The sequence below is a fragment of the Streptomyces sp. NPDC004266 genome, from assembly GCF_042874095.1.
GTDB lineage: Bacteria > Actinomycetota > Actinomycetes > Streptomycetales > Streptomycetaceae > Streptomyces.
In genome coordinates this window covers 203,974-227,601 of sequence record NZ_JBIAMM010000008.1, presented here as the reverse complement: position 1 = coordinate 227,601, position 23,628 = coordinate 203,974, and the positions used below count along the sequence as shown (strand labels likewise).

17 protein-coding genes and 1 pseudogene are annotated in these 23,628 nt (G+C 72.5%); 12 read left to right on the top strand and 6 right to left on the bottom strand.

What is annotated here, in order from left to right; all coding sequences use genetic code 11:
- Positions 1 to 310 precede the first annotated feature (310 nt).
- Positions 311 to 1,237, top strand: a complete 927-nt coding sequence (locus tag ACFYUZ_RS20995; RefSeq protein ID WP_389311368.1) for a S41 family peptidase — start codon at positions 311 to 313, stop codon at positions 1,235 to 1,237.
- On the opposite strand, the gene ACFYUZ_RS20990 is transcribed toward ACFYUZ_RS20995, so the two are convergent.
- The 3 genes and pseudogenes from ACFYUZ_RS20990 to ACFYUZ_RS20980 all read right to left on the bottom strand — a co-directional run bounded on the left by ACFYUZ_RS20990 (position 1,221) and on the right by ACFYUZ_RS20980 (position 3,572).
- Positions 1,221 to 1,397 carry a substrate-binding domain-containing protein gene (locus ACFYUZ_RS20990; RefSeq protein ID WP_389311366.1) on the bottom strand — a complete coding sequence of 59 codons (177 nt, stop codon included), beginning with the start codon at positions 1,395 to 1,397 and terminating at the stop codon, positions 1,221 to 1,223. The two genes, ACFYUZ_RS20995 and ACFYUZ_RS20990, sit on opposite strands and share 17 nt — an antisense overlap.
- Positions 1,398 to 1,498: 101 nt before the next feature.
- Positions 1,499 to 1,642, bottom strand: a pseudogene (locus tag ACFYUZ_RS20985) (hydrolase); the annotation flags it as partial.
- A gap of 589 nt (positions 1,643 to 2,231) precedes the next feature.
- Entirely contained in the window at positions 2,232 to 3,572 is a 1,341-nt protein-coding gene (locus ACFYUZ_RS20980) for a helix-turn-helix domain-containing protein (protein ID WP_389311364.1), read from the bottom strand.
- Between the two features lie 178 nt (positions 3,573 to 3,750).
- On the opposite strand from ACFYUZ_RS20980, the gene ACFYUZ_RS20975 reads away from it, so the two are divergent.
- Positions 3,751 to 5,085, top strand: a complete 1,335-nt coding sequence (locus tag ACFYUZ_RS20975; RefSeq protein WP_389311363.1) for a M64 family metallopeptidase — start codon at positions 3,751 to 3,753, stop codon at positions 5,083 to 5,085.
- Between the two features lie 97 nt (positions 5,086 to 5,182).
- On the opposite strand, the gene ACFYUZ_RS20970 is transcribed toward ACFYUZ_RS20975, so the two are convergent.
- From ACFYUZ_RS20970 to ACFYUZ_RS20960, 3 genes are read right to left on the bottom strand one after another with little or no spacing between them, the layout of a single operon-like run.
- A complete protein-coding gene (locus ACFYUZ_RS20970) occupies positions 5,183 to 7,021 on the bottom strand; it encodes a hypothetical protein (RefSeq protein ID WP_389311361.1) in 1,839 nt (612 codons plus the stop codon).
- A 16-nt stretch (positions 7,022 to 7,037) separates the two neighbouring features.
- Positions 7,038 to 8,585: a patatin-like phospholipase family protein gene (locus ACFYUZ_RS20965; RefSeq protein WP_389311360.1), complete on the bottom strand. Its 1,548-nt coding sequence runs from the start codon at positions 8,583 to 8,585 to the stop codon at positions 7,038 to 7,040.
- Entirely contained in the window at positions 8,582 to 10,270 is a 1,689-nt protein-coding gene (locus tag ACFYUZ_RS20960) for a GMC oxidoreductase (protein ID WP_389311358.1), read from the bottom strand. The genes ACFYUZ_RS20965 and ACFYUZ_RS20960 overlap by 4 nt, the downstream gene beginning before the upstream one ends.
- 843 nt (positions 10,271 to 11,113) lie before the next feature.
- Here ACFYUZ_RS20960 and ACFYUZ_RS20955 point away from each other — a divergent pair.
- From ACFYUZ_RS20955 to ACFYUZ_RS20910, 10 genes are all read left to right on the top strand, one after another.
- The gene (locus ACFYUZ_RS20955) at positions 11,114 to 12,664 is read left to right on the top strand and encodes an amino acid adenylation domain-containing protein (RefSeq protein ID WP_389311356.1); all 1,551 of its coding nucleotides are present in this window, start codon (positions 11,114 to 11,116) and stop codon (positions 12,662 to 12,664) included.
- Entirely contained in the window at positions 12,654 to 12,950 is a 297-nt protein-coding gene (locus ACFYUZ_RS20950) for an acyl carrier protein (RefSeq protein WP_389311354.1), read from the top strand. The genes ACFYUZ_RS20955 and ACFYUZ_RS20950 overlap by 11 nt, the downstream gene beginning before the upstream one ends.
- On the top strand, positions 12,947 to 14,323 hold the full coding sequence (locus ACFYUZ_RS20945) for a flavin monoamine oxidase family protein (RefSeq protein ID WP_389311352.1): 1,377 nt from the start codon (positions 12,947 to 12,949) through the stop codon (positions 14,321 to 14,323). Before ACFYUZ_RS20950 ends, ACFYUZ_RS20945 begins: the two co-directional genes overlap by 4 nt.
- A gap of 403 nt (positions 14,324 to 14,726) precedes the next feature.
- Positions 14,727 to 16,433: a class I adenylate-forming enzyme family protein gene (locus tag ACFYUZ_RS20940; RefSeq protein WP_389311350.1), complete on the top strand. Its 1,707-nt coding sequence runs from the start codon at positions 14,727 to 14,729 to the stop codon at positions 16,431 to 16,433.
- A gap of 11 nt (positions 16,434 to 16,444) precedes the next feature.
- Positions 16,445 to 17,875 carry a KamA family radical SAM protein gene (locus tag ACFYUZ_RS20935; protein ID WP_389311348.1) on the top strand — a complete coding sequence of 477 codons (1,431 nt, stop codon included), beginning with the start codon at positions 16,445 to 16,447 and terminating at the stop codon, positions 17,873 to 17,875.
- A complete protein-coding gene (locus ACFYUZ_RS20930; protein WP_389311346.1) occupies positions 17,872 to 18,915 on the top strand; it encodes a RimK family alpha-L-glutamate ligase in 1,044 nt (347 codons plus the stop codon). The genes ACFYUZ_RS20935 and ACFYUZ_RS20930 overlap by 4 nt, the downstream gene beginning before the upstream one ends.
- A gap of 5 nt (positions 18,916 to 18,920) precedes the next feature.
- Positions 18,921 to 20,138, top strand: coding sequence for a phenylacetate--CoA ligase family protein (locus ACFYUZ_RS20925; RefSeq protein ID WP_389311662.1), 1,218 nt, complete (start codon positions 18,921 to 18,923; stop codon positions 20,136 to 20,138).
- Positions 20,135 to 21,436: an MFS transporter gene (locus tag ACFYUZ_RS20920; protein WP_389311344.1), complete on the top strand. Its 1,302-nt coding sequence runs from the start codon at positions 20,135 to 20,137 to the stop codon at positions 21,434 to 21,436. Before ACFYUZ_RS20925 ends, ACFYUZ_RS20920 begins: the two co-directional genes overlap by 4 nt.
- Positions 21,433 to 22,332 (top strand): SDR family NAD(P)-dependent oxidoreductase, encoded by a 900-nt coding sequence (locus ACFYUZ_RS20915; RefSeq protein ID WP_389311342.1) that lies wholly within the window; start codon positions 21,433 to 21,435, stop codon positions 22,330 to 22,332. Before ACFYUZ_RS20920 ends, ACFYUZ_RS20915 begins: the two co-directional genes overlap by 4 nt.
- The gene (locus tag ACFYUZ_RS20910; RefSeq protein ID WP_389311340.1) at positions 22,332 to 23,588 is read left to right on the top strand and encodes a phenylacetate--CoA ligase family protein; all 1,257 of its coding nucleotides are present in this window, start codon (positions 22,332 to 22,334) and stop codon (positions 23,586 to 23,588) included. Before ACFYUZ_RS20915 ends, ACFYUZ_RS20910 begins: the two co-directional genes overlap by 1 nt.
- Positions 23,589 to 23,628 lie beyond the last annotated feature (40 nt).

Genomic DNA, 23,628 nt, shown 5'->3' with positions numbered 1-23,628 from the left:
GCGACCGCCGCGGCCTCGGCCGTCGGCGCTCCCGGCCCGACCGTGAGGGGAGGGAGCGCGGGCGGAGCGCTGCCTCGGCCCTCCCTCCAGGCCGGGTGTTCGGCACCGCGCGGGCCGGAACGCCTGCGGCGAGGTGGACGACGGCGCGCGGTCAGGTGCGTCGTGCTGAGCGGACCGGTCTGCGCGGCGGCCGGTCGTCGGCCTCGACCGGGACGGGAGACGGTGGGCAGGGGGCTGATCACGCGTACCGAAGTGCCCGCATCCTTTTACCCTTTGACGCTTTCGCGAGGGCGGTGCTCTACTCCCTGCCGTGACGACTTCGACGAAGCTTCCTCCGGCCCCCGTCATCGACGAGACGGTTCGGCTGCTGACCGAGCACTACGTTTTCCCCGAGACGGCCGAGCAGCTCGCCGTCCTGCTCCGAGGGCGCCTCACCGAGGGCGCGTACGACGTCGACGACGCCGCGGAGCTCGCCCGGCTGGTCACCGCGGACCTGCAGTCCGTCAACGGCGACCGACACCTGAGGCTGAGGCACCACGCCGACCCGGTCCCCCCGGAGCGGGGGGCGGCCGCCCTCGACGCCATGCGCCGGGACTTCGACACCTCGCTGGGCGGTGCGCCCCGGGTGCAGCTGCTCGACGGAGGGGTCGCCGTGGTGGAGCTGGCACCGATGCTGTTCCCCCTGGAGTGGGCCGCCGAACCGCTGAGCGCCGCGCTCACCCTGGCCTCCCGCGCCCAGGCGCTGATCGTGGACCTGCGTGCCAACCGGGGCGGCGACCCGGACACGGTCGCCTTCGTCTGCAGCCACCTGCTCGACGGGCGCACCCACCTCAACACCATGTACTGGCGCGACGGCGAGCGCAGCGAGCAGTCCTGGAGCCAGCCGCACGTGCCCGGAGCGCGCTTCGGCGGCAGCAAGCCGTTGTACGTGCTGGCCGGCGACAGCACCTTCTCCGCCGCCGAGGAGCTGGCGTACGACCTCCAGCAGCTCGGCCGCGCCGTGGTCGTCGGCGAGCGCACCCGCGGCGGCGCACACCCGTGCAACGGCTGGACCGTGCACCCGCACCTGGAAGTCACCGTCCCCGTCGGCCGCGCCGTCAACCCCGTCTCCGGCACGAACTGGGAGGGAACCGGCGTGCAGCCGGACGTCCCCTGCGCCGCCGCCGACTCCCTCGACCGCGCTCACACGCTGGCCCTCGCCCGGCTGGCGGACCGGTCCCTCAACTCCGGACGTTGAGGACGGGGTTCAGCATGAGGTCGTGCGTCGGGCGCCCGGGGTCCTCCAGTCTCCTGACGAGCAGCTCGACGGCCTCGGCGCCCACCGCGCGCCTGGGGGGTGCGACGGCGGTGAGCGGGGGATCGGCGAGGGTGGCCGGCTCGTCGTCGTAGGTGACCACGGCCAGGTCGTCGGGGACGCGAATCCCGGATTCCTGCAGCCGGTGACCAGCAGGCCCTCGGGGAAGTTCCCGCCGAAGGGGACGTTGACCACGGTGGAGCCGTCGGAGTGCTGCATCCCGTCGACCGTGCCGCCGCCGACGCGGAAGGAGCCGACGTGGTCGTTGACGCCCTGGCTGGAGGCGAGGACGTCCCCGGTGCCGTCCCCGGCGTGGTGGACGGCGAGGCCCTCCGCGTCGGCACGCAGGTGCTCACCGCCGGAGCCTGGGGTTGTGCGCGGTGTCGAGGACGCATTCCTCCTCCGCCGCGTCGTACGTCCAGGGCGTGCCCTACCCGTGGACGCGGTCGACCGGCTTCGGGGGCTCGAACTCCTCGTCGTCCAGGTCCTGCCGTCGGGCAGGGTGAAGGCGGCGGGGAGGTCGAGGGTGTCCTCGGTCTCGGCGGCGGCGAAGACCGGTGCGGCGCCGGGGCGGCGTCGACCCGTACGGCCGGGTCGGCGGCGTCGGCGTTGCCGCCCGCCTCGTCGTCGTGGACCGCGGGAGTCTCCACGGTGGCGGTGACGGTCACCGGGGTCACGGGGCCGGTGGTCGGCGTGAACGCGGTGGCGAGTGCGGTCAGGGCGCTGAGAGCGAAAGCGCTCATGTCACTTCTTCGTAGGGAACTGAACGCCTGCGAGACCAGGGGGACTTGCCGAAGACTTCGGAACGCGGCCGTTAACAGCGGATGATCTTTGGGGCGGTCCGCGCGCCTCCACGGGGGTGAAGGGGCGACTCCCTCCGATCCGCGGCCGGCGGGGCCGTCGCCACGACCGGAGCGCACGCCGGCCCCGTGCCGCTCTACAGGAGCGGCTGCGCGGGCGCCGGACCGAGCGTGGTGGTGCCGGCCGTGCGGTGGCCGAGGCCCGTGCGGTACGCGTCGAGGGCCGCCTCCACCCGGCCGGTGCGGCGCAGCAGGTCGCCGAGGAGCCGGCACAGGTCGGCGAGGTCGCCCGCGGCGCCCGCCCGTTCCAGGAGGCCCAGGGCGCGGACGTAGTGCTGCTCGGCCGCCTCGGTGTCCTGGGCGTCCTCGGCGATGATGCCCAGCAGCCGGTGGGCGGCGGCCGCGTGGACCGCGCCGCGTTCCGGGGAGAGGCCCCCGAGCACTCCCCGGAGGAGATCCGACGCCTCCTCGGACGCGCCGCGCCGGTGCAGCACGTCGGCGAGCTCGACGGCGACCTGGCTGCTGTAGAGGGTGGCGCGGTGGGAGGCGAGCATGGCCAGGGCGGCGCGCAACTCCTGCTCCGCGCGGTCGAGTTCGCCGTTCTGCGCGTACACGTACCCCCGCATCCAGCGGCAGTTGGCGAGCTCCGTGCGGATCTTCAGCTGGTGGTACATCTCGGCGGCCTTGGCGAGCGAGGCGTCGGCCTCGGCGATCCTGCCCTCGGCGAGCAGGGTGCGGGCGACCGAGCGGTGCATCCGGGCGATCAGCGCCGGATCCCCGGCCTGGGGGGCGAGGGCGAGCGCCAGCTCCGCGGCCTGGGCGGCGCGGGCCTGCGCGCCCATGTCCATGTAGGGGCTGATCAGGGCGGTGTGGAGCAGGAGCAGGGCGTCGGGGTCGTGCAGTCCGGCGCGGTTGATCTCGTCGAGCGTGGACTCCAGGAGGTAGACGGCGTAGCGGAGTTCGCCGGCCAGGTAGTGGGTGACGGCGCGGCCGCGTCGGGCCGGGACGCGGGCGGGCAGCGAGGCCTCGGCCAGGGCCTGTTCGGCGCGCTCGAAGTGCTCGCGGGCGGCCGTGAGGTCACCGGTGTCGAGACCGCATTCGCCGAGCCCGAGCAGCGCGGTGGCCTGTTCCTCGGCGAGCCCGTGCGTCACGGCCTCCGCGAGCAGCTCGGCGTACTGGAGGGCGGCCTGTTCGGCCTGGCCGACGGCGAGGACGCGTTGCGCCTCGGTGAGCCGGAGCCGCAGATCGGTCGCGAGGCGGGCGGGCCGTCCGGTGGCGAGCTCCTCGAAGGCGACGCCGAGACGGTCGGCGATATGGTGCAGCGCCTCGTCGGAGGGGCGCACCCGGCCGGCCTCGAGCGTGGAGACGTAGGCGGGGGTGTAGGAGGGCTCGGCCAGCTGTCGCTGTGTCAGCCCCCGCTCGCGCCGCAGCCGCTGCACCCTGTGGCCGATGGTCTCGGGGTCGTCCCGCTTCGCCATGCGCTCCATCATGCCAGTCCCTCCCCCTGTCGCCGCCGGTGAGAGCGCGGCCGTGGCGGCTTCCGCGCTGTCCGCCCGCTCTGCTCTTCCCGCCCCGGGTCTTGTGTCCCCGGCTCCCAACCCCCTAGCTTAAGCGCCCAGTTAAGCACAGTTAACTCATCGCTTGAGAGGGGTCCCCGTGCCCGGACACGGATCTGCCCGCACCCGCTGGATCGTCTCCGTCGGCGCCGCCGTCACCGCCGCCGCCCTGCTCGCCGGCGCGAACGCGGCCGGCGCGGAGCCCGTTCCCGTCGCCGGCTCCGGCACGGTGGCGACGCACGAGGCCGAGTACTTCGACGGCCCCGGAGCCGAGCCCCGGCACAAGAGGGTCCCGGCCCGGGCCCCGGCGAGGATCTCCGGCCACCGGTCGGCGACCGCGCCCGCCCCGACCTCCGCCGCCGTCACGGCCGTCCAGGAGACCGGACCGGTCTCCGGACGGCTCGACCTGGTCGTCATGGGCGACGGCTACACCGCCGGGCAGCAGGCCGACTTCCACGCGGACGCGCAGGCCACGCTCGACGCGGTCTTCGCCATCGAGCCGTACGCCAGTTACCGCGGCCTGTTCAACGTCTGGCTGGTGGACGCCGCCTCCGCCGAGTCCGGCGTCTCCGGCGACCCGACCGCGGGGGTCGTGAAGAACACGGCCCTCAGCTCCTACTTCTTCTGCGAGGACACGGAGAGGCTGCTCTGCGTCGACACGTCGAAGGTCACCACGTACGCCGACCGGGCGCCCGCCTCCGACATCGTCTTCGTCATCGCCAACTCCACCAAGTACGGCGGCGCGGGTTACAGCTTCTCCACCCCGCCCGCCGGGGCGTCGTACCACGGCATCGCGACCATGTCCTCCGACAACCCGCAGTCGTACCTCATAGGCGCCCATGAACTCGGCCACTCGATAGGCCTGCTGGCCGACGAGTACCAGTACGCGGGCTACGGCGCCTACCCGTACCCCTCCTCCGACAGCGCCAACATCTCCGTCGCCGCCGACCTCGGCACGAGCAAGTGGTACCGCTGGCTGGGCGAGCAGGACCCGACCGGCTCCGTGATCGGCACCTACGAGGGCGGCGACTACTACGAGACGGGCGTCTACCGCCCGACCAGCACCTCCCTCATGCGGACCCTGGCCTCCACGCAGTTCAACCACGTCGGGCGCGAGGCGATGATCAAGGGCTTCTACACCTACGCGGACGCCGTGACCTCGACCGTGCCGACCGGCAAGCGGGTCGGCACGACCCAGGCGCTCGACGTCCGGCTCGCCCCGGTGTCCGGCCTGGCGAACCCGGTCCTGACCTGGTACGTCGACGGGAAGCAGGTCACCCGGGCCACCGGCGACCTGTCGGTGACCCCCGCGGAGCTCGGCGCGGTCCGCAGCGGCCAGCGGGTCACGGCCACGGTCACCGACACCACGGCGGCCGTCCGCGACCCCGGCGTCCGCGCGGCGACGAGCAACTCGCTCACCTGGCGCGTGCGCTGACGAGGGCGGAGTCGACCGCGACGCCCGGGACCGGACGCCCTCAGGGCGTCCGGTCCGTCGGGACGCGGCCCGAGCCCGGTCCGGTACCTCCTCGCGGTCACCCCCGACCGTGCCGCGCGATCACGACGGGCTCCTCGATCAGCCGCACGGTCGGCGCCGGCTCGGGCACCGGACGCCTCCACACGCCCTCCTCGTCCGTGACCTCGTCGAACTCCCAGTTCCGGCAGGTCCCGTCGAGGGCCAGCGGGTAGAGGGTGAGCGTGCCGTCCCGCGCGAGGTGCATCCGGAGGAAGCCCTTGTGGTCGTCGATGGACTGCCCGGACATCTGCCATTCGGCGACCAGGCCCCGGTTCGTCCACAGCACCCACAGGGCGAAGAGCTGGGAGCCGAGGGAAGCGCCCGTCACGGCGGCGACGACCAGCAGGATCGCCAGGAACGCGAAGCCGTTCCAGGAGGACGGGACCGACCGGGCGATGGCGACGACGACGGTCAGGGCCGCGGCGGCGACCGCCACCTGGAACAGCACGGCCACGATCGGACCGGACGGCGCCCTGGGGCGCCGCTCGCGCAGCAGCCCCCTCCACCAGCCGATCACGAAGGGCAGGGCGAAGAGCACGGCACTGGTGCAGAGCAGGCCGAGCAGATCGTCGACACCGGCGCTCCGCAGGGCCTCGACGGGATTGTGCCGGCCCTCGGCCAGCGCGAACGCGCCGCTCATGATCAGGACGAGCACCATCTGCACCACCCCGGCCAGCACGGCGAATCCGGGGTTGCGCCGCGGGAGCCAGTACCGCGACCAGGGCTTGGCGATCGCGCGGACGAGCGAGCGGGACTCCGCCGCGTCCGGGTACGTGTGCTGGGCGAGGGCGAAGGCCGTCGGAGGCCGGTCCTTCTGCCGCATGCGCGAGGTGGCCGGCGGCAGCGGCAGGGCCTTCGGGAGCCTGTGGGTGGACGCGAGGAACGCCCCGCCCAGGCCGCACGTCACCATCTGGCGCCGCCGGGGGTCCGGGGGCAGGGCGTCGTCGGCCCCGGCCCCGTCGTCGGGCAGCCGCTCCGCGTAGCGGGCGTAGTGGTGCTTGTCGCCGGTCAGCCACAGGCGGATCGAGGCGCCCGTCTCCTCGCGCCGCCGGGTCGTCCGGTCGAAGCGGGAGCGCACGATGTTGCGGTCGAACCAGTGCAGGGAGTTGAAGGCGTCGGCCCTCTCGTCGCTCCTCAGCCAGGTGGGCTCGGCCGAGCAGACGATCACGCCGTCACCCGGGCGCAGCCGTGGCGAGAAGTGGGTCTCGAAGTAGCGCCGCTGCGGGGCGTCGAAATAGGTGCCGAGCTGACTGTCCAGCCCGACGAGCCACCAGTGCTGCGGCAGTTCCACGGCGAAGTAGCTCCGGGTCTGCCGGGTCTGCCAGCCGCCGATCGCGCTCTCCTGGGCGAACATCCGCAGGAACGCGGTGAGTCCGTCGTACCAGTCGTGGTTGCCCGGCAGCGCGACCATGAGCGGCTCGTCCGTCGCCGACGGGAGCGCCGCGCGATAGGGCCCTTTCATCCGGTCCTCGTACCCGGTCGCCGACGCCACCGGGTACACCTGGTCCCCGCCGAGGACGAGCAGCGAGCCACGGGGGAGCGGGCCGGGCCCCTCGACGGCGAGTCGGTCCGCCCCCAGGGCGGATGCCACCGAGGCCGTCGCCTCGAATCCGTCGCCGAGGTCCGCGACGAAGTCGATCCAGATCTCCTCGGCAGCGGGATCCGCCAGCGGCGCCCGCAGGAGACCGGCCTCCAGAGCGCCCTGGATCTCTCGCTTGTCCGAGTAGCCGGCGAAGACGGAGGCCAGGCAGACCTTCACCGCCGTACGCGCCAGCTCCTTCGGCGCGAGCCAGCGCACCGGCTCCTGAGGAGTGAACCGGAGCCCGTCCGCGTGTCTGCGCAGTTCACGGAAGTCCACGTCGGCTCCTCCTCGGTCACAGCGGGGACCAGGGCAGGACGTTCTGCGCGTACACGTCCCACAGCTTGCCGAGGAAGAACCGCCCGAACCGTCCCAGGGTGGTCGCCCTGCCCCGCAGCGTCGGCGCTTCGACCCGGAAGGTGGTGAGCTGCTTCAGGAAGTCGGCGGGGCGGATGTGAACGGTTCCCGCGGCCACCGACTCGGCCCCGGACTCCTCGTCGGCATCGACGTGACCGCGGAGGACGTGCGTGTAGAGGACGGACGTGTCCTTCCAGATCCCCCGACGGGAGTCCTCGCTGACGTCCTTGTACCCGCTGAGGGTGAGCCGGTGACCGGCCCGGTCGGTGAAGAACAGGCGGTAGCGCATCCGCAGGTGCTGGGGGTCGGAGTGCTCCACGAACAGCTGGAAGGTTCCGCGTTCGACCGGAAGGCGACCGCCCAGCTCCTGGCAGAGGATCTCTCCGCTCAGCTCGGCCTCGTGCTCCGGCCCGACGAGGAAGCGGTCCATTCCCCGGACGTCCACGGTCAGGTGCAGGGCGATGTCGGCGGTGGCTCCGGCCGCCGACGAGGCCGCCTTCCGGGCGTCCTCCTCCCCGAAGACGACACGGCCGACCATGCGTTCGGTGAAGCGCATGCGGGTCGGGTCGTCGGGGGTGCCGGGAGGTTCACCTGGCTTCCAGGGGATCCCCTGGTCCGTGCACCAGCGGCGCGCGTGCTGGACCCCGAGCTCCACGGCCTGGGCGAATCGGTCCCGGCTGAAGTTGATGAGGTAGTTCAGGGGGACCTCGCCGCTCAGCAGCCGGACCTCGATCGGGCGCCCGAACTCTCCCTCCTCCCCGTCGCGGATGGCGGCGTTGCTGGTCTCGATCCGGCGCAGCCAGTGCTGCAGCCGGCCGTTGGCCGTCGTCTCGATGATGTGGAAGTAGTTGGCCACGAAGCCGTCGCGCCAGCGGTGCCTCCGGCTGACCGTCCAGATGATCCACAGTTCGTCGCAGCCCCGCCGGATCGCCTCCTCCACGTTCGCGTCGGTCAGATAGACCGGGTCGATGTACGTCTGCCCGTCGATGACGACCGGGGGGAACCACATGGGCAGCGCCACCCCGGCACAGAACCGGTCCTCGTCCATGCGGTCGGCGGTCACCGGCTCCAGTTCGTTGGCGCTGAAGTTGTAGAGGTTGAAGGTGGCTTCACGGTCGGTGGCCCGGATCCGCTCCCAGTCCAGCCCCCAGTCCGGGAAGACGTGGCGCCGGTAGCCGTCCAGCGTGAAGAGGGAGCGGGCGTAGGGCCCCTTGGGCAGCTCGCGCCAGTTCGGGGTGACGCCCTTCAGCGGAGAGAGCCCGCGCCAGTTGTCCGCGATCTCGCGCCCGGACATCCCCTGGCAGTACATCGCGAGGTTGAACACGCCCCCACTGGCGCCGTCTACGTGGTCGAACGTCAGGTCGGCCTCGTCGAGCAGGACCTGGAGGACGCCCGCCTGGTAGGCCACCTTCAGCCCGCCGCCGGCGAGGAGGAGAGATCTGCGCGGGGATCCGCTGCGGGGCGCGGTGCCCTGTCCGGTCGTCATGAGGGGCCCTCAGAGTTCTGCCGGTGGTCCTCGATGATGCGGTCGGCCGACCGGTCGGCCAGCGCCGCGATGGTGAGCGAGGGGTTCGGGCCGACGGGGCCGGGCAGCACCGAGCCGTCGGCGATCGACAGTCCCGGACAGCCGTACACGCGGCCGAAGGAGTCCACCACGCCTTCCCGACGGGTGCGCCCCATCGGGGCGCCGCCCACGGGGTGCACGGTGATGAGGCGGTTGAGCAACCACAGGGGATTCGCGGCGTAGTGCCCGCCGAGACTGCGGGACACGCGCTCCATGGTCTCGTTCATCTGGTCGAAGTACCGATCGGAGGCGGCCAGCTTCCAGTCGAGGTCCAGATTCCCGTCCCGGAGGAACATCCGGCCGTTGGGGACGTCCCTTCCCATGCCGAGCAGCGGGAGGGACGTCGCGGTGAACAGGCCCTTGCCCAGGGCGTCGCCGAGCTGGCGCCCCACACGGCTGCGCGCGGTCCCGGTCAGCTGCGACCACCCTCGCCGCAGCAGGAACCTCGCGACCCGGTTGGACATCGTGAGGACGTTGTCCTCGACGAGCCAGTTGAGGAACTCCGGGTATCCGGCGTCCTCGACGTAGAACCCCCGGTCCCCCTCGCCGCTCCCCTTGCGGTCCACCCGCATCGCACTCGTGATGACAGGTCCGAAACTCGGCTCCAGCAGGCGTGGGACCGTTTCGCCGGGCCGGTCCCGACGCCTCTTCCGGGCTTTGAACACCAGCCCGAGGAAGTCGCCGTTCCCGGAGAAGTGCGTGCCCAGCGCTGGGCTGAGCGCCGGGAAGGCGCTGCGGTTCCGCAACAGCAGATAGGTCGTGCCGAGCGTGCCGGCGGAGAGGACCAGCCTCCTGGCCCCGACGGTACGCCGTACGGGAGGAGCCGAGGGGTCCTCGTCCCCGGCGGCGCGGTGCTCGATGTACGAGACCTGGAAGCCCTCTCGGACCGGTTCGAACGAGCGGACCTCGCAGAGGGTCCGGAGGTCCGCCCCGAGCCGGTGCGCCGCGCTGAGGTAGGTGAAGTCCAGACTGTTCTTGCTGCCGAAGTTGCAGCCGAGGTCGCATTCGCCGACGAGCCTGCACGCATAGCGCGGGCTGTGGTGCAGGTTGTCCTCGCCGCCGTCGAGGGGGGCTCCGGGCACCGGGGGGTCCCCGAAGGAGACGGCCAGCAGCGGGAGTTCCCACGGCAGCCCCAGTCGCTCGGCCGCCCGGCGCATGGCGAGGGTCTTGGGCGTGCTCCGGTAGGGCTCCACGTCGAAGGGGTACTTCCGCGCGCCCAGCATGGTCTCGACGGATCCGTAGTGCGGGTCGAGGTCGGCACGGGTGACGGGCCAGTCCTCGTAGCCGCCGTCGAAGGACTCGTGCACGAACCAGCTCTCCGGCTTGCGGATCAGCACGTTCGCGTAGATCAACGACCCCCCGCCCAGCCCGCTGGACACGAGCGCGTCCATCTTCGAGAAGCTCCACATGTCGTACATCCCGTACAACCGGGAATCCGGGTCCCAGAAGTTCTTGGCCGCCTCGTGGGGGCTGCGGGGGAAGGACCCGGGAGGGAACGGCCTCCCCCTTTCGAGGACGCATACGCGGAGGCCGGCGTCGGCCAGGCGATACGCCGTCACGGACCCGCCGAAACCCGACCCGACGACGACGGCATCGAAAACGTCCACGCTCGCCACCTCTGGAAGTCGGAGCCGGAACAGCTGCCTTGACTTCCCCCTCGCCTGCGGCTGCCGCACGCACGACCTCCCTCCATGGTTCACCCGCGTGTGGTGAAGCGCATGTCGAAGCGTCGGCCGTCACCGGTCAGGGCGTTCGTGCGCCGGCGCGGTGGGGCCGGAGCCTTCGAGGAGGACCGGACGCGCCGCGTCCGACCGTCGCGATGCGCGACCTCCCGGTCACTCCGCGTCGCCCGACGCGCGACCCCGGAGCCGCTCCACGCGTCGGCACCGCGGCCGTACCGGTCAGAAAACGCGCCAGGCGACGGCATACGGCTGGGCGACCGGGTGATCCGGAAGGCCCCGACGACGACCTCGGCCTCCCCGGCGGGGACGTTCCGCCAGCCGACCTGCTCGACGTCGTTGACACGGTCGACCTCGCGCGCACTCTGGTTGTACGGAAGGCCCGGGGTGACCGGGCCCCACGAGTTCGTGTGGATCCGCACCCCGTCCTCCAGGAAGGGCGGCTCGAACAGGTCGCGCAGGTTCGGCGGGATGCCGGACGGCGAGCCCGGCGAGGAACCCGGTCACCCACCCGTCACTTTCGGCCCCCGGGGGCGGGGCCCGGCACCGCCCTCCGCGGTGGGGGCGCCTCCGGTGACGTCCTCCGTCCCGAAGCGGAAGCGGAACCCCCGCAGGGGCTCTGACCTGCTGGAGCGCCCGCCGTCACGCCGCGTCCACGGAGATCATCCGATTCTCCACAACTCCCATTGTGGCAACACTAGTTCGCCTGTAGAGTCCCCGTTCGTCGGGCACGGACAGGCGCTTTCAAGCTTATTTGGGGCGATCAAGTCGATGCAGTGCGAGACCCAAGGAACCACCCCGGACCTCATCGAGGCCTTCACGGAAGCCGCTCTTCGCAACCCGGAGCGCGCGGCACTCGTCCATGAAGGACGGGTCGTGACGTACCGCCGGCTGCAGGAGCTCGTGAACGGCCTCGCGGAGCGGCTCGGACCCTGGCACGGAGCCATCGCCGTGCCGGCCACGCACACCCCGGAAACCGTCGTCGCGCTGCTCGCCGTGCTGACGGCCGGAGGCGTCTACTGCCCCGTCGATCCGTCCTTTCCACCGGCGCGCCAGCAGGACATGGCGTCCGCGGCCGACTGCCGCGCGGCCATCGGCACCGGCGCGGCCCTCGACCCCCGACTCGGCCTGCCGGTCATCCGATTAGACCAGGAGGAGACGGGGCCGGTCACGGCGGCGACCACCGGTGGCCCCGGGCGGGACACGAGTCCCGAAGCACCGGCGTACATCCTCTTCACCTCGGGCTCCACCGGCCGGCCCAAGCCGGTGGTGACACCGCGCCGGGCCATCTCGGTCTCCGTGCGCTCGCTCCGTGACCTCTTCTCCCTCACGGAGGAGGACCGGGTGCTCCAGTTCGCCTCGCTCAACTGGGACACCTCGCTGGAGGAGATCCTCCCGACACTGACCGCCGGCGCCACCCTGGTGTTCGACCGCGAGGCGCACTCGGGATCCTTCCCGCGGTTCCTGCGGATGGTCGAGCGTGAACGCGTCACCGTCCTCGACCTCCCCACGGCCTTCTGGCACGAGCTCGTGCTCCACCTCGCCGAGGAGGGGACGGCGCTTCCCGAACGCGTCCGGCTGATGGTGATCGGCGGAGAGGCCGTCCGTCCCGCCCGGCTGGCCGACTGGAGCCGCCTCGACACGGGCCGCGTCCGCCTGGTCAACACCTACGGATGCACCGAGACCACCCTGATCACCCACGCCGTCGACCTGCACGGCCCCCGTGCCCCGGTCCCGGGCTGGGACTGGGCGAGCGGTACCAGGGCGCCGATCGGCCGGCCCCTGGCCCACGTCGTGGAGGACATCGGGGACCAGGACGAGCTGTTGATCGGCGGCCCGGCGGTGGCCCTCGGCTATCTGGGCATGCCCCGGGCCACCGAGGAGGGGTACGCGGTCGTGGGCGGCGAACGCCGGTTCCGCACCGGAGACCGGGTCGGCAGGACGCCGGACGGCCTCCTCACCCACGAGGGCAGGCTGAACGACGAGATCAAGATCCGGGGCATCCGCGTCGATCCGGCCGAGGTGGAGGCGCACCTCGCCGGCCACCCCGCGGTGAACGCGGTGGCCGTCACCGGAGCCGTCAGCGTCGGCCGCGCCGCACTCGTCGCCTATGTGGTGCCCAGACCGGGCACCGAAACGCGGCACCTCGACGGCGACCTGCGGGCCTACCTGCGCGAGCGGGTGCCCGCCCATCTCGTGCCGAGCCGGATCGCCGTCGTCCCGCACCTCGTGCTGACCACGAGCGGCAAGGTCGACAGGAGAGCCTCGCACCAGCGTTACGCAACCGTGAACAGGTCAAAGGAGACCGTTGATGAGCGTTGACACCACCGCCTCAGCCGCCGGGAACCCGCCCGCAGGCCCGGGCGCCCCCGACGGCTCCCGCGCCGGTGCCGACACCGAGGGCGTGGTGGCGATCTTCCGGCGCGTCCTGGAGGCCGAGGACGTCTCGGCGGACTCCGACTTCTTCCTCCTCGGCGGCGACTCGCTGGTCGCGACCCGGGTGCTCAGCGCCGTCGCCCGCTCCTACGGGGTGGAGCTGACCTTCGAGGACTTCCTCGGCGCTCCGACCCCCGGACTGCTCGCCGAGAAGATCGCGGACGCCCGGTGACCGCGCGCGACGAGACCCCGGCCGACGGCGGCCCCAGACGTTCCGGAGGCGTCACCAGCGCCGTGGTGGTCGGAGCCGGGTTCGCCGGACTGACGGCCGCGACCGAACTCGCCGCCGCCGGGATCGACGTGACCGTACTGGAGGCACGCGACCGGGTGGGCGGCCGGGCCCGCGGACTCCAGGTCTCCGAAGGGGCGTGGGTGGACGCGGGCGCCGCCTACCTGGGGGACCGGCACACGGAGCTCCACTCCCTGATGGCCGAGCTGGACCTCAAGGCGACGCCCACCGTCATGCGGGGAGCCAGCCGCTTCGCCCTCGGGACCGAGGAGACCACCCGGGACGGCCGGTTCCCCCCGCTCAACGCCGTGGCCCTCGGCGACCTCTTCGAGAGGCTCGACGAACTCACCGCGACCGTCCGCCCCGACGCCCCGTGGCTCACGCCGGGCGCCGAGGAGCTGGACGCCCTGACCGCCGGGGCATGGGCCGAGCGGCACCTCACGCACCCGGACGCCCGGCTCTTCTTCCCGCTCTTCCTGGGCGAGATGATGGCGGCCGACCCGGCCGGGGTGTCCATCCTGCACGTGGCCTTCTACCTGCGGTCGGGCGGTGGACTGCGCTACCTGAACGCCTTCGAGGGCGGTGCCCAGCAGGACCGGATCGACGGGGGCGCCCACCAGGTGTGCGAGCGGCTGGCCGCCCGGCTGGGGGCCGGGGTGCGGCTCGGGGAGCCGGTCCACGCCGTGCACCAGGACGACGACGGGGTCACCGTCCGCAGCCCGAAGGGGGAGTACCGGGCCGACGTCGCGGTCATGGCCCTGCCGCCCCTGCCGGCCGACGCCGTCGACCACCGGCCCGAGCCGCCGGCTCGCCGGGCGGGCGACCGCACCGCGCGGGGCTGCGCGGTCAAGGTGCACCTGGTGTACCCGGCGCCGGTCTGGCGGGACCACGGCCTGTCGGGGTGGTCGGTGAACGCCGGGGGACCGCTGCTGTCCACCGTGGACGACTCGCCTGCGGGAGCCGGGGTCGGCGTCCTCACCGGCTTCGTCACGGGCGCCGAGGCCCATCGCTTCGCGGCGCTCGATCCGCGGGAGCAGCGCTCGGCGGCGTTCGAGCAGGCGGCCCGGCTGTTCCCGATGCTTCCCGACCCCGTGGGCTTCCACGTGACCGACTGGGTCAACGAGACGTACAGCAAGGGCTGTTACGCCGCCCTCTTCGGGCCCGGCGACTGGGTGCGGCACGGCCCGGGACTGACGGCACCCCACCTGCGGGTGCACTGGGCCGGAACGGAGACCAGCACCGAGTTCTTCGGACTGATGGAGGGGGCGATCCGTTCCGGCCGCCGGGTGGCGGCGGAGGTCCTCGCCCGCCGGTAGAGCGGGGGCACGGGGCCGCGGTACGGCTGCGGACCGTACCCCGCCGCCGGTGAACCGTCCGCCCGTCCGTCTCCGCCCTTCCGGCAACCGCCTTCCGGCAACCGTTCCGTGGGGGCCCGTCACCCCGCCGGGCCCCGGGTCCCGAACGCACGCGTGCTCCGAGCCGCCGCCGGTCACCCCTGCCGGCGGTCGCGTCGCCGCCGCCCCGACCCGCCGACCTCCTTCCCGCGAGCCGATCGCGACGCGTCACGACGCGCCCGCGACCGGGCCGTGCGCCGCACCTCACGACCGCACGAAAAGGCAAGCCGAACCACAGGTTCCGCCGAGAACAGCAAGCCTTCGAACAGTCGCCGGGCCCGGCCCCACCAGGGTCCGTCCCGGCGACGCCCAACGGGAGACCCTCATGAGCGACCACACGTCCATCGCCCCTCTCGCGGCCAGACAAGGGCTGATGACCGAGCCCCTGCTCGGAGCCGGCAACTTCCTCGACCACGCCATCGCCGTCAACCCGAACCGCGCGGTCCCGTACGCCTACACCCACCGCGTCGACCACCGGGGCGCGGTCGAACTGCGCGGCCACAGCCTGCTCGACATCGCCGCCCTGCGCGACCACTACGCCACGTGGTACCGGGCCAACGGCGTCCGGCCCGGCGACCCGGTCGGCGTGGTGGTCCGCGAAGGCCTGGAGCCCCTGCTCCACTTCCTCGCGCTCGCCGCGCTGGGAGCCGTCCCCGCCCTCGTCAACGACGCCATGCCGCACGAGGTGATGGTGCGCTACCTGAACCACGTGGGCGTCGTGGGAGTGGTCGCGGACGACCCCACGCGGCTCGCCGCCGCCTACCGCCAGACCCCCCACCGCCGTCCCCGCTTCATCGCCATGGCGGCCGAACTCCAGGCGTTCGACGCCGCGTCCGCCGGGCTCCCCGAGGTCTACCCGTACCGGCACGCCGCCGACGACGTGGTCGCGCTCATCCACTCCTCCGGGACCACCGGGACGCCGAAGTCCACCAAGCTGGCGCACCGCCAGTTCTGGGAGGGCAAGCAGCCGCGCATGGTGCGCTTCCCCGCCGAGAACGACGACCGGCTGATGTCGCTCATGCCGCACACCCACGCGGGCGGACTCAGCTACTTCCTCACCGCCACCCTGCTCGGCCTGCCGACCGTGGTGATGTCCGACTGGCGGCGTACGGTCGTCGAGCCGGTGATGGAGGCCTTCCGGCCCACCATGGTCGCCTCCTTCCCCCGCACCTTCGTGGAGTTGGCCACCGGCGAACTCCCGGTCAAGGGCGCGGCGAAGGTGCACTCCTGGTTCAACACCGGCGACAGCGCCCACTACGGGCACATCCGCCGGCTGGTGCAGCTCGGCGAGCGGCCCGCCGGCCTCATCAGGCCCTGGCTGCTGCCCAGCGAGAAGGAGGAGCAGCCGCCCCTGCCCGGCTCGCAGTTCATCGACGGCCTGGGCTCGTCCGAGATGGGCATGGCCCTCTTCGGGCAGATGACCACGCCGGAGAGCGGGCGCGACGACCGCTGTGTCGGCAGACCCCTGGAGGTGGTGGAGAAGGCCGCGGTGCTCGACGAGGACGGCGAGGAGGTCCCCGACGGCACGGTGGGGCTGCTCGGTGTGATCACGCCCTCCCGCACCCCCGGATACTGGAACGACGACAGGCTCACCAGCACGTTCGAACGGAACGGCTACTGGCTCACCGGCGACGTGGCCAGGCGTGACGCCGAGGGGCGGTTCTACCACCTCGACCGTACGGTGGACGTCATCGACACCGTGGACGGTCCGGCGTACAGCCTGCCGATCGAGGAGGTGCTGCTCGCCGACTGCGCCACGCTGGTGCAGGACTGCTCGGTGATCGGCGTCCCCGCCGGGACGGGCGCAGGCCAACTCCCCCTGGCAGTCGTGCGGTTGCAGGCGGAAGCCGCCGCGAGCACCGCGGAGGAGGTCCAGGAGGCGGCCAACAAGGCCCTGACCGCCGCCGGACTGACGCCGCTGGCCGCGGTGAGCATCGCGCGCACGCCGGAGGACTTCCCGCTCGGCCCCACCGGAAAGGTGCTCAAGCGAGAGCTCCGGACCCGCTTCGCCACCTTCCTGACCGGCCGTTAGGCGGACCCCGCATGATCCCGCAGCCGTACCAGTACGCGCGGACCCCGCTGACCGAGCCGGACTGGCGACGGCTGCCGGGCTGGCGCCGCGTCACGGAACACGAGTGGCGCGACGCCCAGTGGCAGAGGGCGCACTGCGTGAAGAACCCGCGCCGGCTCAAGGAGGTCGTCGGTGGCCTGCTCACCGACGACTTCTACGGCGACCTCGCCGCCGACCGGGCGGAGTTCGCCACGATGGCGATGCTGATCACCCCGCAGATGCTCAACACCATGGCACCCCGGGCCGCCCTGGAACCGGGGGCGTTCACCGAGGCGTTCCTCGCCGACCCGATCCGCCGGTACATGCTCCCGGTGCGCTCGGACCGGCACCCGCGCTGGCCGAGCCACCCGAAGGCGGGGCGGGACTCGCTGCACGAGGCCGACATGTGGGTGGTGGAGGGCCTCACCCACCGCTATCCGAACAAGGTCCTCGCCGAGCTGGTCGCCACCTGCCCGCAGTACTGCGGGCACTGCACCCGGATGGACCTCGTCGGCACCTCCACCCCCCAGGTCACCAAGGCCAGGCTCGCGCTCCGCCCGCGGGACCGGCAGGAGCAGATGCTGGACTACCTCAAACGGACCCCCAGCGTGCGCGACGTGGTGGTGTCCGGCGGAGACGTCGCCAACGTGCCCTGGCCCCAGCTGGAGGCCTTCCTCATGCGGCTCCTCGACCTGGGATCGGTCCGTGACATTCGCCTGGCCAGCAAGGCCGTGGTCGGCCTGCCCCAGCACTGGCTCAAGCCCGAGGTCGTCGAAGGCGTGGGACGGGTCGCCTCGGTCGCCGCCCGACGGGCGGTCAACCTCGCGGTGCACACCCACGCCAACCACGCGCAGTCCGTCACCCCCCTGGTCGCCGAGGCCGCCCGGGCCCTCCTCGACGCGGGCGTCCGGGACGTCCGCAACCAGGGGGTGCTGATGCGCGGGGTCAACGCCACCCCCGAGGACCTGCTCGACCTCTGCTTCACGCTCCAGGGCGAAGCGGGCATCCTCCCGTACTACTTCTACCTCTGCGACGTGATACCCCACGCCGAGCACTGGCGGACCTCCCTCCACCAGGCCCAGGGGCTCCAGGAGGCGATCATGGGATACCTCCCCGGCTACGCCACCCCGCGGATCGTGTGCGACGTACCGCACGTCGGCAAGCGCTGGGTGCACCAGGCCGTCGCCTACGACCGCGAACGCGGCATCTCGTACTGGACGAAGAACTACCGCACCGGGCTCGAGGTCCGGCAGTCGCCCGACGCGGACCCGGACGACGCGCTGGCCCGGCGCCACCCCTACTACGACCCGCTGGACACCCTTCCCGAGTCCGGCCGTCGCTGGTGGGCCGCACGAGCCCCCGCCCAGGACGGACGGACCGGCACCCCCCACCCCCGACCCACCGCACCGGAGGCCACCCCGTGAACCCCTCCCCGGACCGTCCCGCCGCCGGCCCGCTGCGCCGGATGTGCTGGATCTTCCCCGACCGGGAGTCGACCCGGACGGCGGAGACGTGGCACGCCGTGTTCTGGGACCTGTACGCCGAGGCCGCCGAGGACCTGGGCATGAGCTGGACCCGGCATTCCCCCGACGCGGTGACGGTGGACTGCACGGACCCCGGGCGCCCCCGGGTCTACGTGGAAGGCGAGCCCGTCACGCCCCGGGACACGCTCTTCATCACCGCGCTCTACTCGCTGCCGTACCAGCAGATGGACGTCTTCAACCAGTACGCCCTGTGCACGGTGCTGCAACAGGCCGGCTTCTACCTGCCGTTCCCTCCCGAGACCTCGCTGATCGGCAACGACAAGCTCGCCACCCTCCTCCACCTCGGCGGATCCCCGGTCCCCCCGATCCCCACCGTCCGCATCGGCACGGGACGGGACGTGAGCCGGCACCTGTACGAGGTGGCCCTGGCGAACATGACGTATCCGGCCATCGTCAAACCGGCGGGCTGGTGCGGCGGCGGGGGCGTCAACCTGGCGCGCGGCAGGGAGGACATCCGGGGCCTGGCCAGCCTCGCGCAGGGCGGCGACACCACGCTCGTGGTCCAGCCGTACCTCGGCGACGGCACGGTCGACCACCGGGTGTACGTGATCGACGGCGTGCCCCACACGGTCCTGAAGCGGACCCCGCAAGCCGGCTCGGCAGTCGCCAACATGAGCCACGGCGGCACCATGGAGTTCACCCCGGTCCCCGAGGAACTGGCCAAGGCCACCGCCTATTTCGCCGAGCGGCTGCGCATCCCGTTCTTCTGCCTGGACTTCCTCCACGACGGACAGCGGTTCTGGTTCTCCGAGCTGGAGCCCGACGGCGTCATACCCCGCGTCCCCGGAGATCCGGACGGGACGGTCCAACGGGACATCACCCGGGCCCGCTTCGCCGCCTACCGGGACGCCCACGCCAGGCACCTCGCCGACGCCGACGGCGGCGCGTCCCCGTTCACCCCACCGAAGGAAACGAGTTGACCACGATGTTCTCGCTCACCCCGGAGGCGGCCGAGTCGCGGCTGCCGGTCGCCCGCAGGACACTGGAACGCCTGCGGCAGGTGCCGGAACTGGCCCCGCGCTACCGCGGCTCCGAGGACATCCGCACCCTCGACGACGTCGCCGCGCTCCCGCCGCTGCTCAAGGACGACCTCAACGTCGCCCTCGCGCACCTGCAACCGCGCGCCGAGCACGGCGCCACCTGGCTCTTCCAGAGCGGTGGCAGCACCGGCGCGCCCAAACTGGGCCACGCGCCCACCGGCTTCTACATGTCCGGGGTGCACGCCCACTGGCAGCCGCTGGACCGCGAGGACGTCTTCGTCAACGCCTGGGGCGCCGGCCGCATGTGGGGCGCGCACTTCCTGGTCGCCGCCCTGGCCGACCTCTCCCGCTGCCAGGTGATCGCGCTGGGCTCGGTCACCACGGACGAGTACGCCGAGTGGCTGGCCTTCTTCGCGGCACGCGGGGTGACGGCGATCGGCGGCACCCCGAGCGTGCTGAGGCTCTGGTTCGCCCGCGCCCGGGCCGCCGGTCTGGAACTGCCGGACCTGCGCAAGGTGCTCTGGCTCGGCGAGGCGTGGCAGCCGCAGCTGGAGGAGGACATGGCCGCGGTCGCACCGGCGGCCCGGCGCTGGGGCATGTTCGGCAGCACCGAGACCTGGGTGGTCGGGACCAACACGCCCGACTGCCCCGCGGACACGTTCCACGTCCTGCCCCACCAACTGGTCCATGTGGGCGAGGACCAGCTCCTGGACTTCACCGCCCTCGACCCGGAGGTGCTCAACCCGGTGCTGCGCTACCGCACCGGGGACGCGGGACGCCTGGTGACGTGCCCGTGCGGCCGGCCCGGATCGGCCATGCGGGTGCTCGGCCGCCGCGACAGCGTGGTCCAGGTCCGGGGCCTGGGCCTGCACGTCGACGAGGTGATCGCGCGCGTGGAGCGGGAGGCGGGCGTCTCGCGCGCCCAGGTGGTGATCTCCGAGACCGGCGGGCGTGCCGGATCCGTGGAGGTGCTGCTGCTCACCGCCCCGGGTGCGACCGTGGACGTCGAGCACCTGCGCAAGGAACTCCTGACGGAGACCTTCACCCTGAGCACCGCCTTCCAGCACGACCCGGAGAACTTCCGCGTGCGCCCCGTCACGGAGCTGATCAGCAACGACCGGACCGGCAAGACCTCCGGCCTCGTGGTGCTGGAGGAGCGGTGAAGCTCTCGCGGCCGGTGTCCCTGGGCTCCGAGTTCAACCGTTTCTGGATCGGCCAGTCGGTGAGCACCGTCGGTGACCGCATCACCGTCTTCGTGGTGCCGACCGTGATGATCTTCGCCCTGGACGCCTCCGCGTTCCAGGTGGGCATCGTGGCCATGGCGCAGTACCTGGGCATCCCCCTCCTCGGTCCGCTGGCCGGAGTCCTGGTGGACCGGTGGGACAACCGCCGCACCCTGCTCGTCTGCGACCTCGCCCGGCTGGCGGCGGTGGCCGTCATTCCCCTGGCGTACTGGCAGGGCTGGCTCTCCACCCCCCTGCTGTTCGCCTGCGTGGCGGTGATCAGCGGCGCCACGATCTTCTTCACCGTCGGCTACCTGGTCGCCGTCCCCGCCGTGGTGCCGAAGGACCACCTGGTCCGCGCCTACTCCCGGCTGGAAGGCAGCCGCTCGGTCTCCGAGGTCTCCGGCCCGTCCCTGGCCGCCGGCCTCTACAGCGCCCTGGGCGTCGCCGCCCTGCTCGTCGACGCCGCCAGCTACCTGATCTCCGCCCTGTGCATCCGCTCCATGCGGCCCTGGGGCGAGCGGACCACCGCCGAGGGATCGGTGTGGGAGCGGCTGACGGCGGGCTTCCGGCTGAACTGGGCCGACCCGGTGCTGCGCCGGGTGGTGGTGGCGGCCGTGACGCTCAACTGCGGCGGTCCCGTCTTCGTCACCGTGCTCCCGATCCTCGCCTACCAGGGACTCGGCGTCTCCGTCGGCGTCTTCGGCGCCGCCATGTCCGTGGCGGCGGTGGGCGCCCTGGCCGGCGCGGCCCTGGCGCCGAAGGCCGGCGAACGGCTGGGGACGGGGCGGATGCTGGCCTGGGCGCTGCTCCTGCACTGTCTGGTGGGCCTCGGCGTGCTCGCCGCGCCCGCCCTCCCGGCCGGCGCCGTGATCGCCGTGACCATGGGCTGCTACGGCTTCTTCATGTCCTTCATCAACGTGAGCAGCGCGCCCATCCGGCAGTCCCGGATGTCCGCCCGGAACCAAGGGGTGATGCACGCGGCCTTCCGTACCGCGACCTGGGGTGTGATCCCTCTCGCCGCCCTGGCAGGAGGCCTGGCGGTCAGCCTGCTCACCGGCCCGCTCGGCATCCTGGACGCGGCCCGGGTCACCATGGCCGGGGGGACGCTGCTCGCGGCCTGCTCCTTCCTGCCGGCGCTGCGGATCCAGCGCCTGCTGGACGCGGCCGAAGGACGACGGACACCGGAGGCGGACGGCGGGAACGCCGAACCGGCTCTGGCCGAGGGCACCTCATGACCGCGGCGGGGCGGGAACCCCGGGTCGTGCTGATCACCGGAACGTCCTCGGGCATCGGACTGGCCACGGCGGTCGCCGCGGCACGGGCCGGCTTCACCACGGTCGCCACCCTGCGCGAGCCCGGCCGTGCCGGGGCGCTGCGGGAGGCGGCGGACCGGGCCGGCGTCTCCCTGGACATCCGCGGACTGGACGTCACCGACCCCGACTCCGTCGCCCGCTGCGTCGACGGCGTGCACCAGACGTACGGACGACTGGACGCCGTGGTCAACAACGCTGGCATCTCCAACTTCGACCCGACCCTGGAGATGTCCACCACGGAAGCGCTGCGGGCCAACCTGGAGGTGAACTTCTTCGGCGTGGTCGAGGTGAGCCGGGCCGCGATGCCGCTGCTCCGGGCCGCCCGGGGGCGTCTCGTCACCATCGGCAGCGTCCACGGAGTCGTCGGGCAGCCCTTCAACGAGGCCTACTGCGCGGCCAAGTTCGCCGTCGAGGGGTTCATGGAGAGCCTGGCCCCGGTGGCGGAGGCGCACGGGGTGAAGGTGTCCGTCGTGGTCCCCGGTTTCGTCAGGGGCACCTCCTTCGGGATCTTCCCCGACGTCAACCGCAAGACCATCGAGGCCGCCTCCGGTCCCTACGGCCCGACCTTCGCCGACTACATCGACTGGGTCGTCCACCACGGCTGGGAGGGCGCCGGGCAGGACGCGTCCGAGGTGGCGGAGGTCGTGGTGCGGACGCTGCGGGCCGGGCGACCGGCCTTCCGCGTTCCCACCAACCCCTGGGCGGCCGCCTACCTGGAGAACAAGCTGACCGACCGTGACGGCTCCGTCGTGCGGGAACTCGCACGCACGTGGATCGGGCGCGGGCGGGAATCCGACGACACAGAGCAGGAGAGGTAGTGCCCGCCAAATCCCTTCAAGAACTGGTCGACTTCGTCCGCACCCACTCGCCCTTCTACGCGGAGGCGTACCGGGACGTGCCGCGGACGGTCTCGCACCTCACCCAGCTCCCCGTCATCGACCACGCGGAGTTCTGGGCGGCCAACACCTGGCCGGACAACAGGGTGCTGACCGGCCCGCTGACCGACGCCGGGGTCTACCGGACCGGCGGCACCACCGGCGTGCCCAAGCTGTCCGTCTGGTCGCGGTCGGAGCACGCCGACTCGGTCACCGCGTTCGGCGCCGGCATCGTGGAGGCCGGACTGAAGCCGGGGCACCGGGTGGCCAACCTCTTCTGGGCCGGCGAACTGTACGGAGGGATGCTCTACATCGAACACGCCCTGCACGCGGCCCCCGTGGAGAACGTCCGCCTGCCCGTCGGAGCCGGGGCCCCCAACGAATTCGTCGCCGACCTCATCGACGACTTCGGCGTGAACGTCCTCGCCGGCGTCCCGATGAAGCTGGCCGCCGTGGCGGAGTGCCTCGTCCGCAGGGGCCGGACCGCCGACTCGGTGGAACTGCTGCTCTTCGGCGGCGACCTGCTCTTCACCGACCTGCGTCCCATCCTGCTGCGGGCCTTCCCCAAGGCGGCCGTCGCCTCGGTCGGTTACGCCTCCATCGACGCGGGACTCGTCGGGCGGCCGGTCCCCGGGGAGGACGTACGGGTGCACGAGGCGTTCCCGCACCGGACGGTGGTGGAACTCGTCGACGACGTCACCGCCGAGCCGATCACCACACCGGGGGTGCCGGGCCGCGTCATGGTCACCAACCTGTTCCGCACCCTCATGCCGGTCATCAGGTTCCCGACCGGCGACCGCGGCGAGTGGGTCGACCCGCAGTGCCGGCGGTTCCGTCTCCTCGGCCGGTCCATGGAGGGCGGACGGGTGGGCACGGTCTCGATGCCGATCGAGGACGTCCGCGCGGTGCTCGTGGAGGCGGACCCGGACCGGTACATCGCCGGCATGCAGATGGTGCAGCGCCGCTGGGACGGACGGGACGGTCTGATCCTGCGCCTGGGGTACGTGGAAGAGCCCCCGGCGGACCTGGGCGCCCGGCTCGTCGAGGCGGTCTACGCGGCCCGGCCGCTCTTCCCCGCGGAGGTCGCGGACGGCGCCATCCACGAACTGGGCATCGAGTGGGTGCCGCGTTCCGAGCTGGCCACCAACCCGCGGACGGGCAAGCTCAGGCAGGTGGTGGACGAGCGCCCGGCCGACTGACCGGACGGGCGCTCGACAGTCGCACACGAGGCGCGCGGGT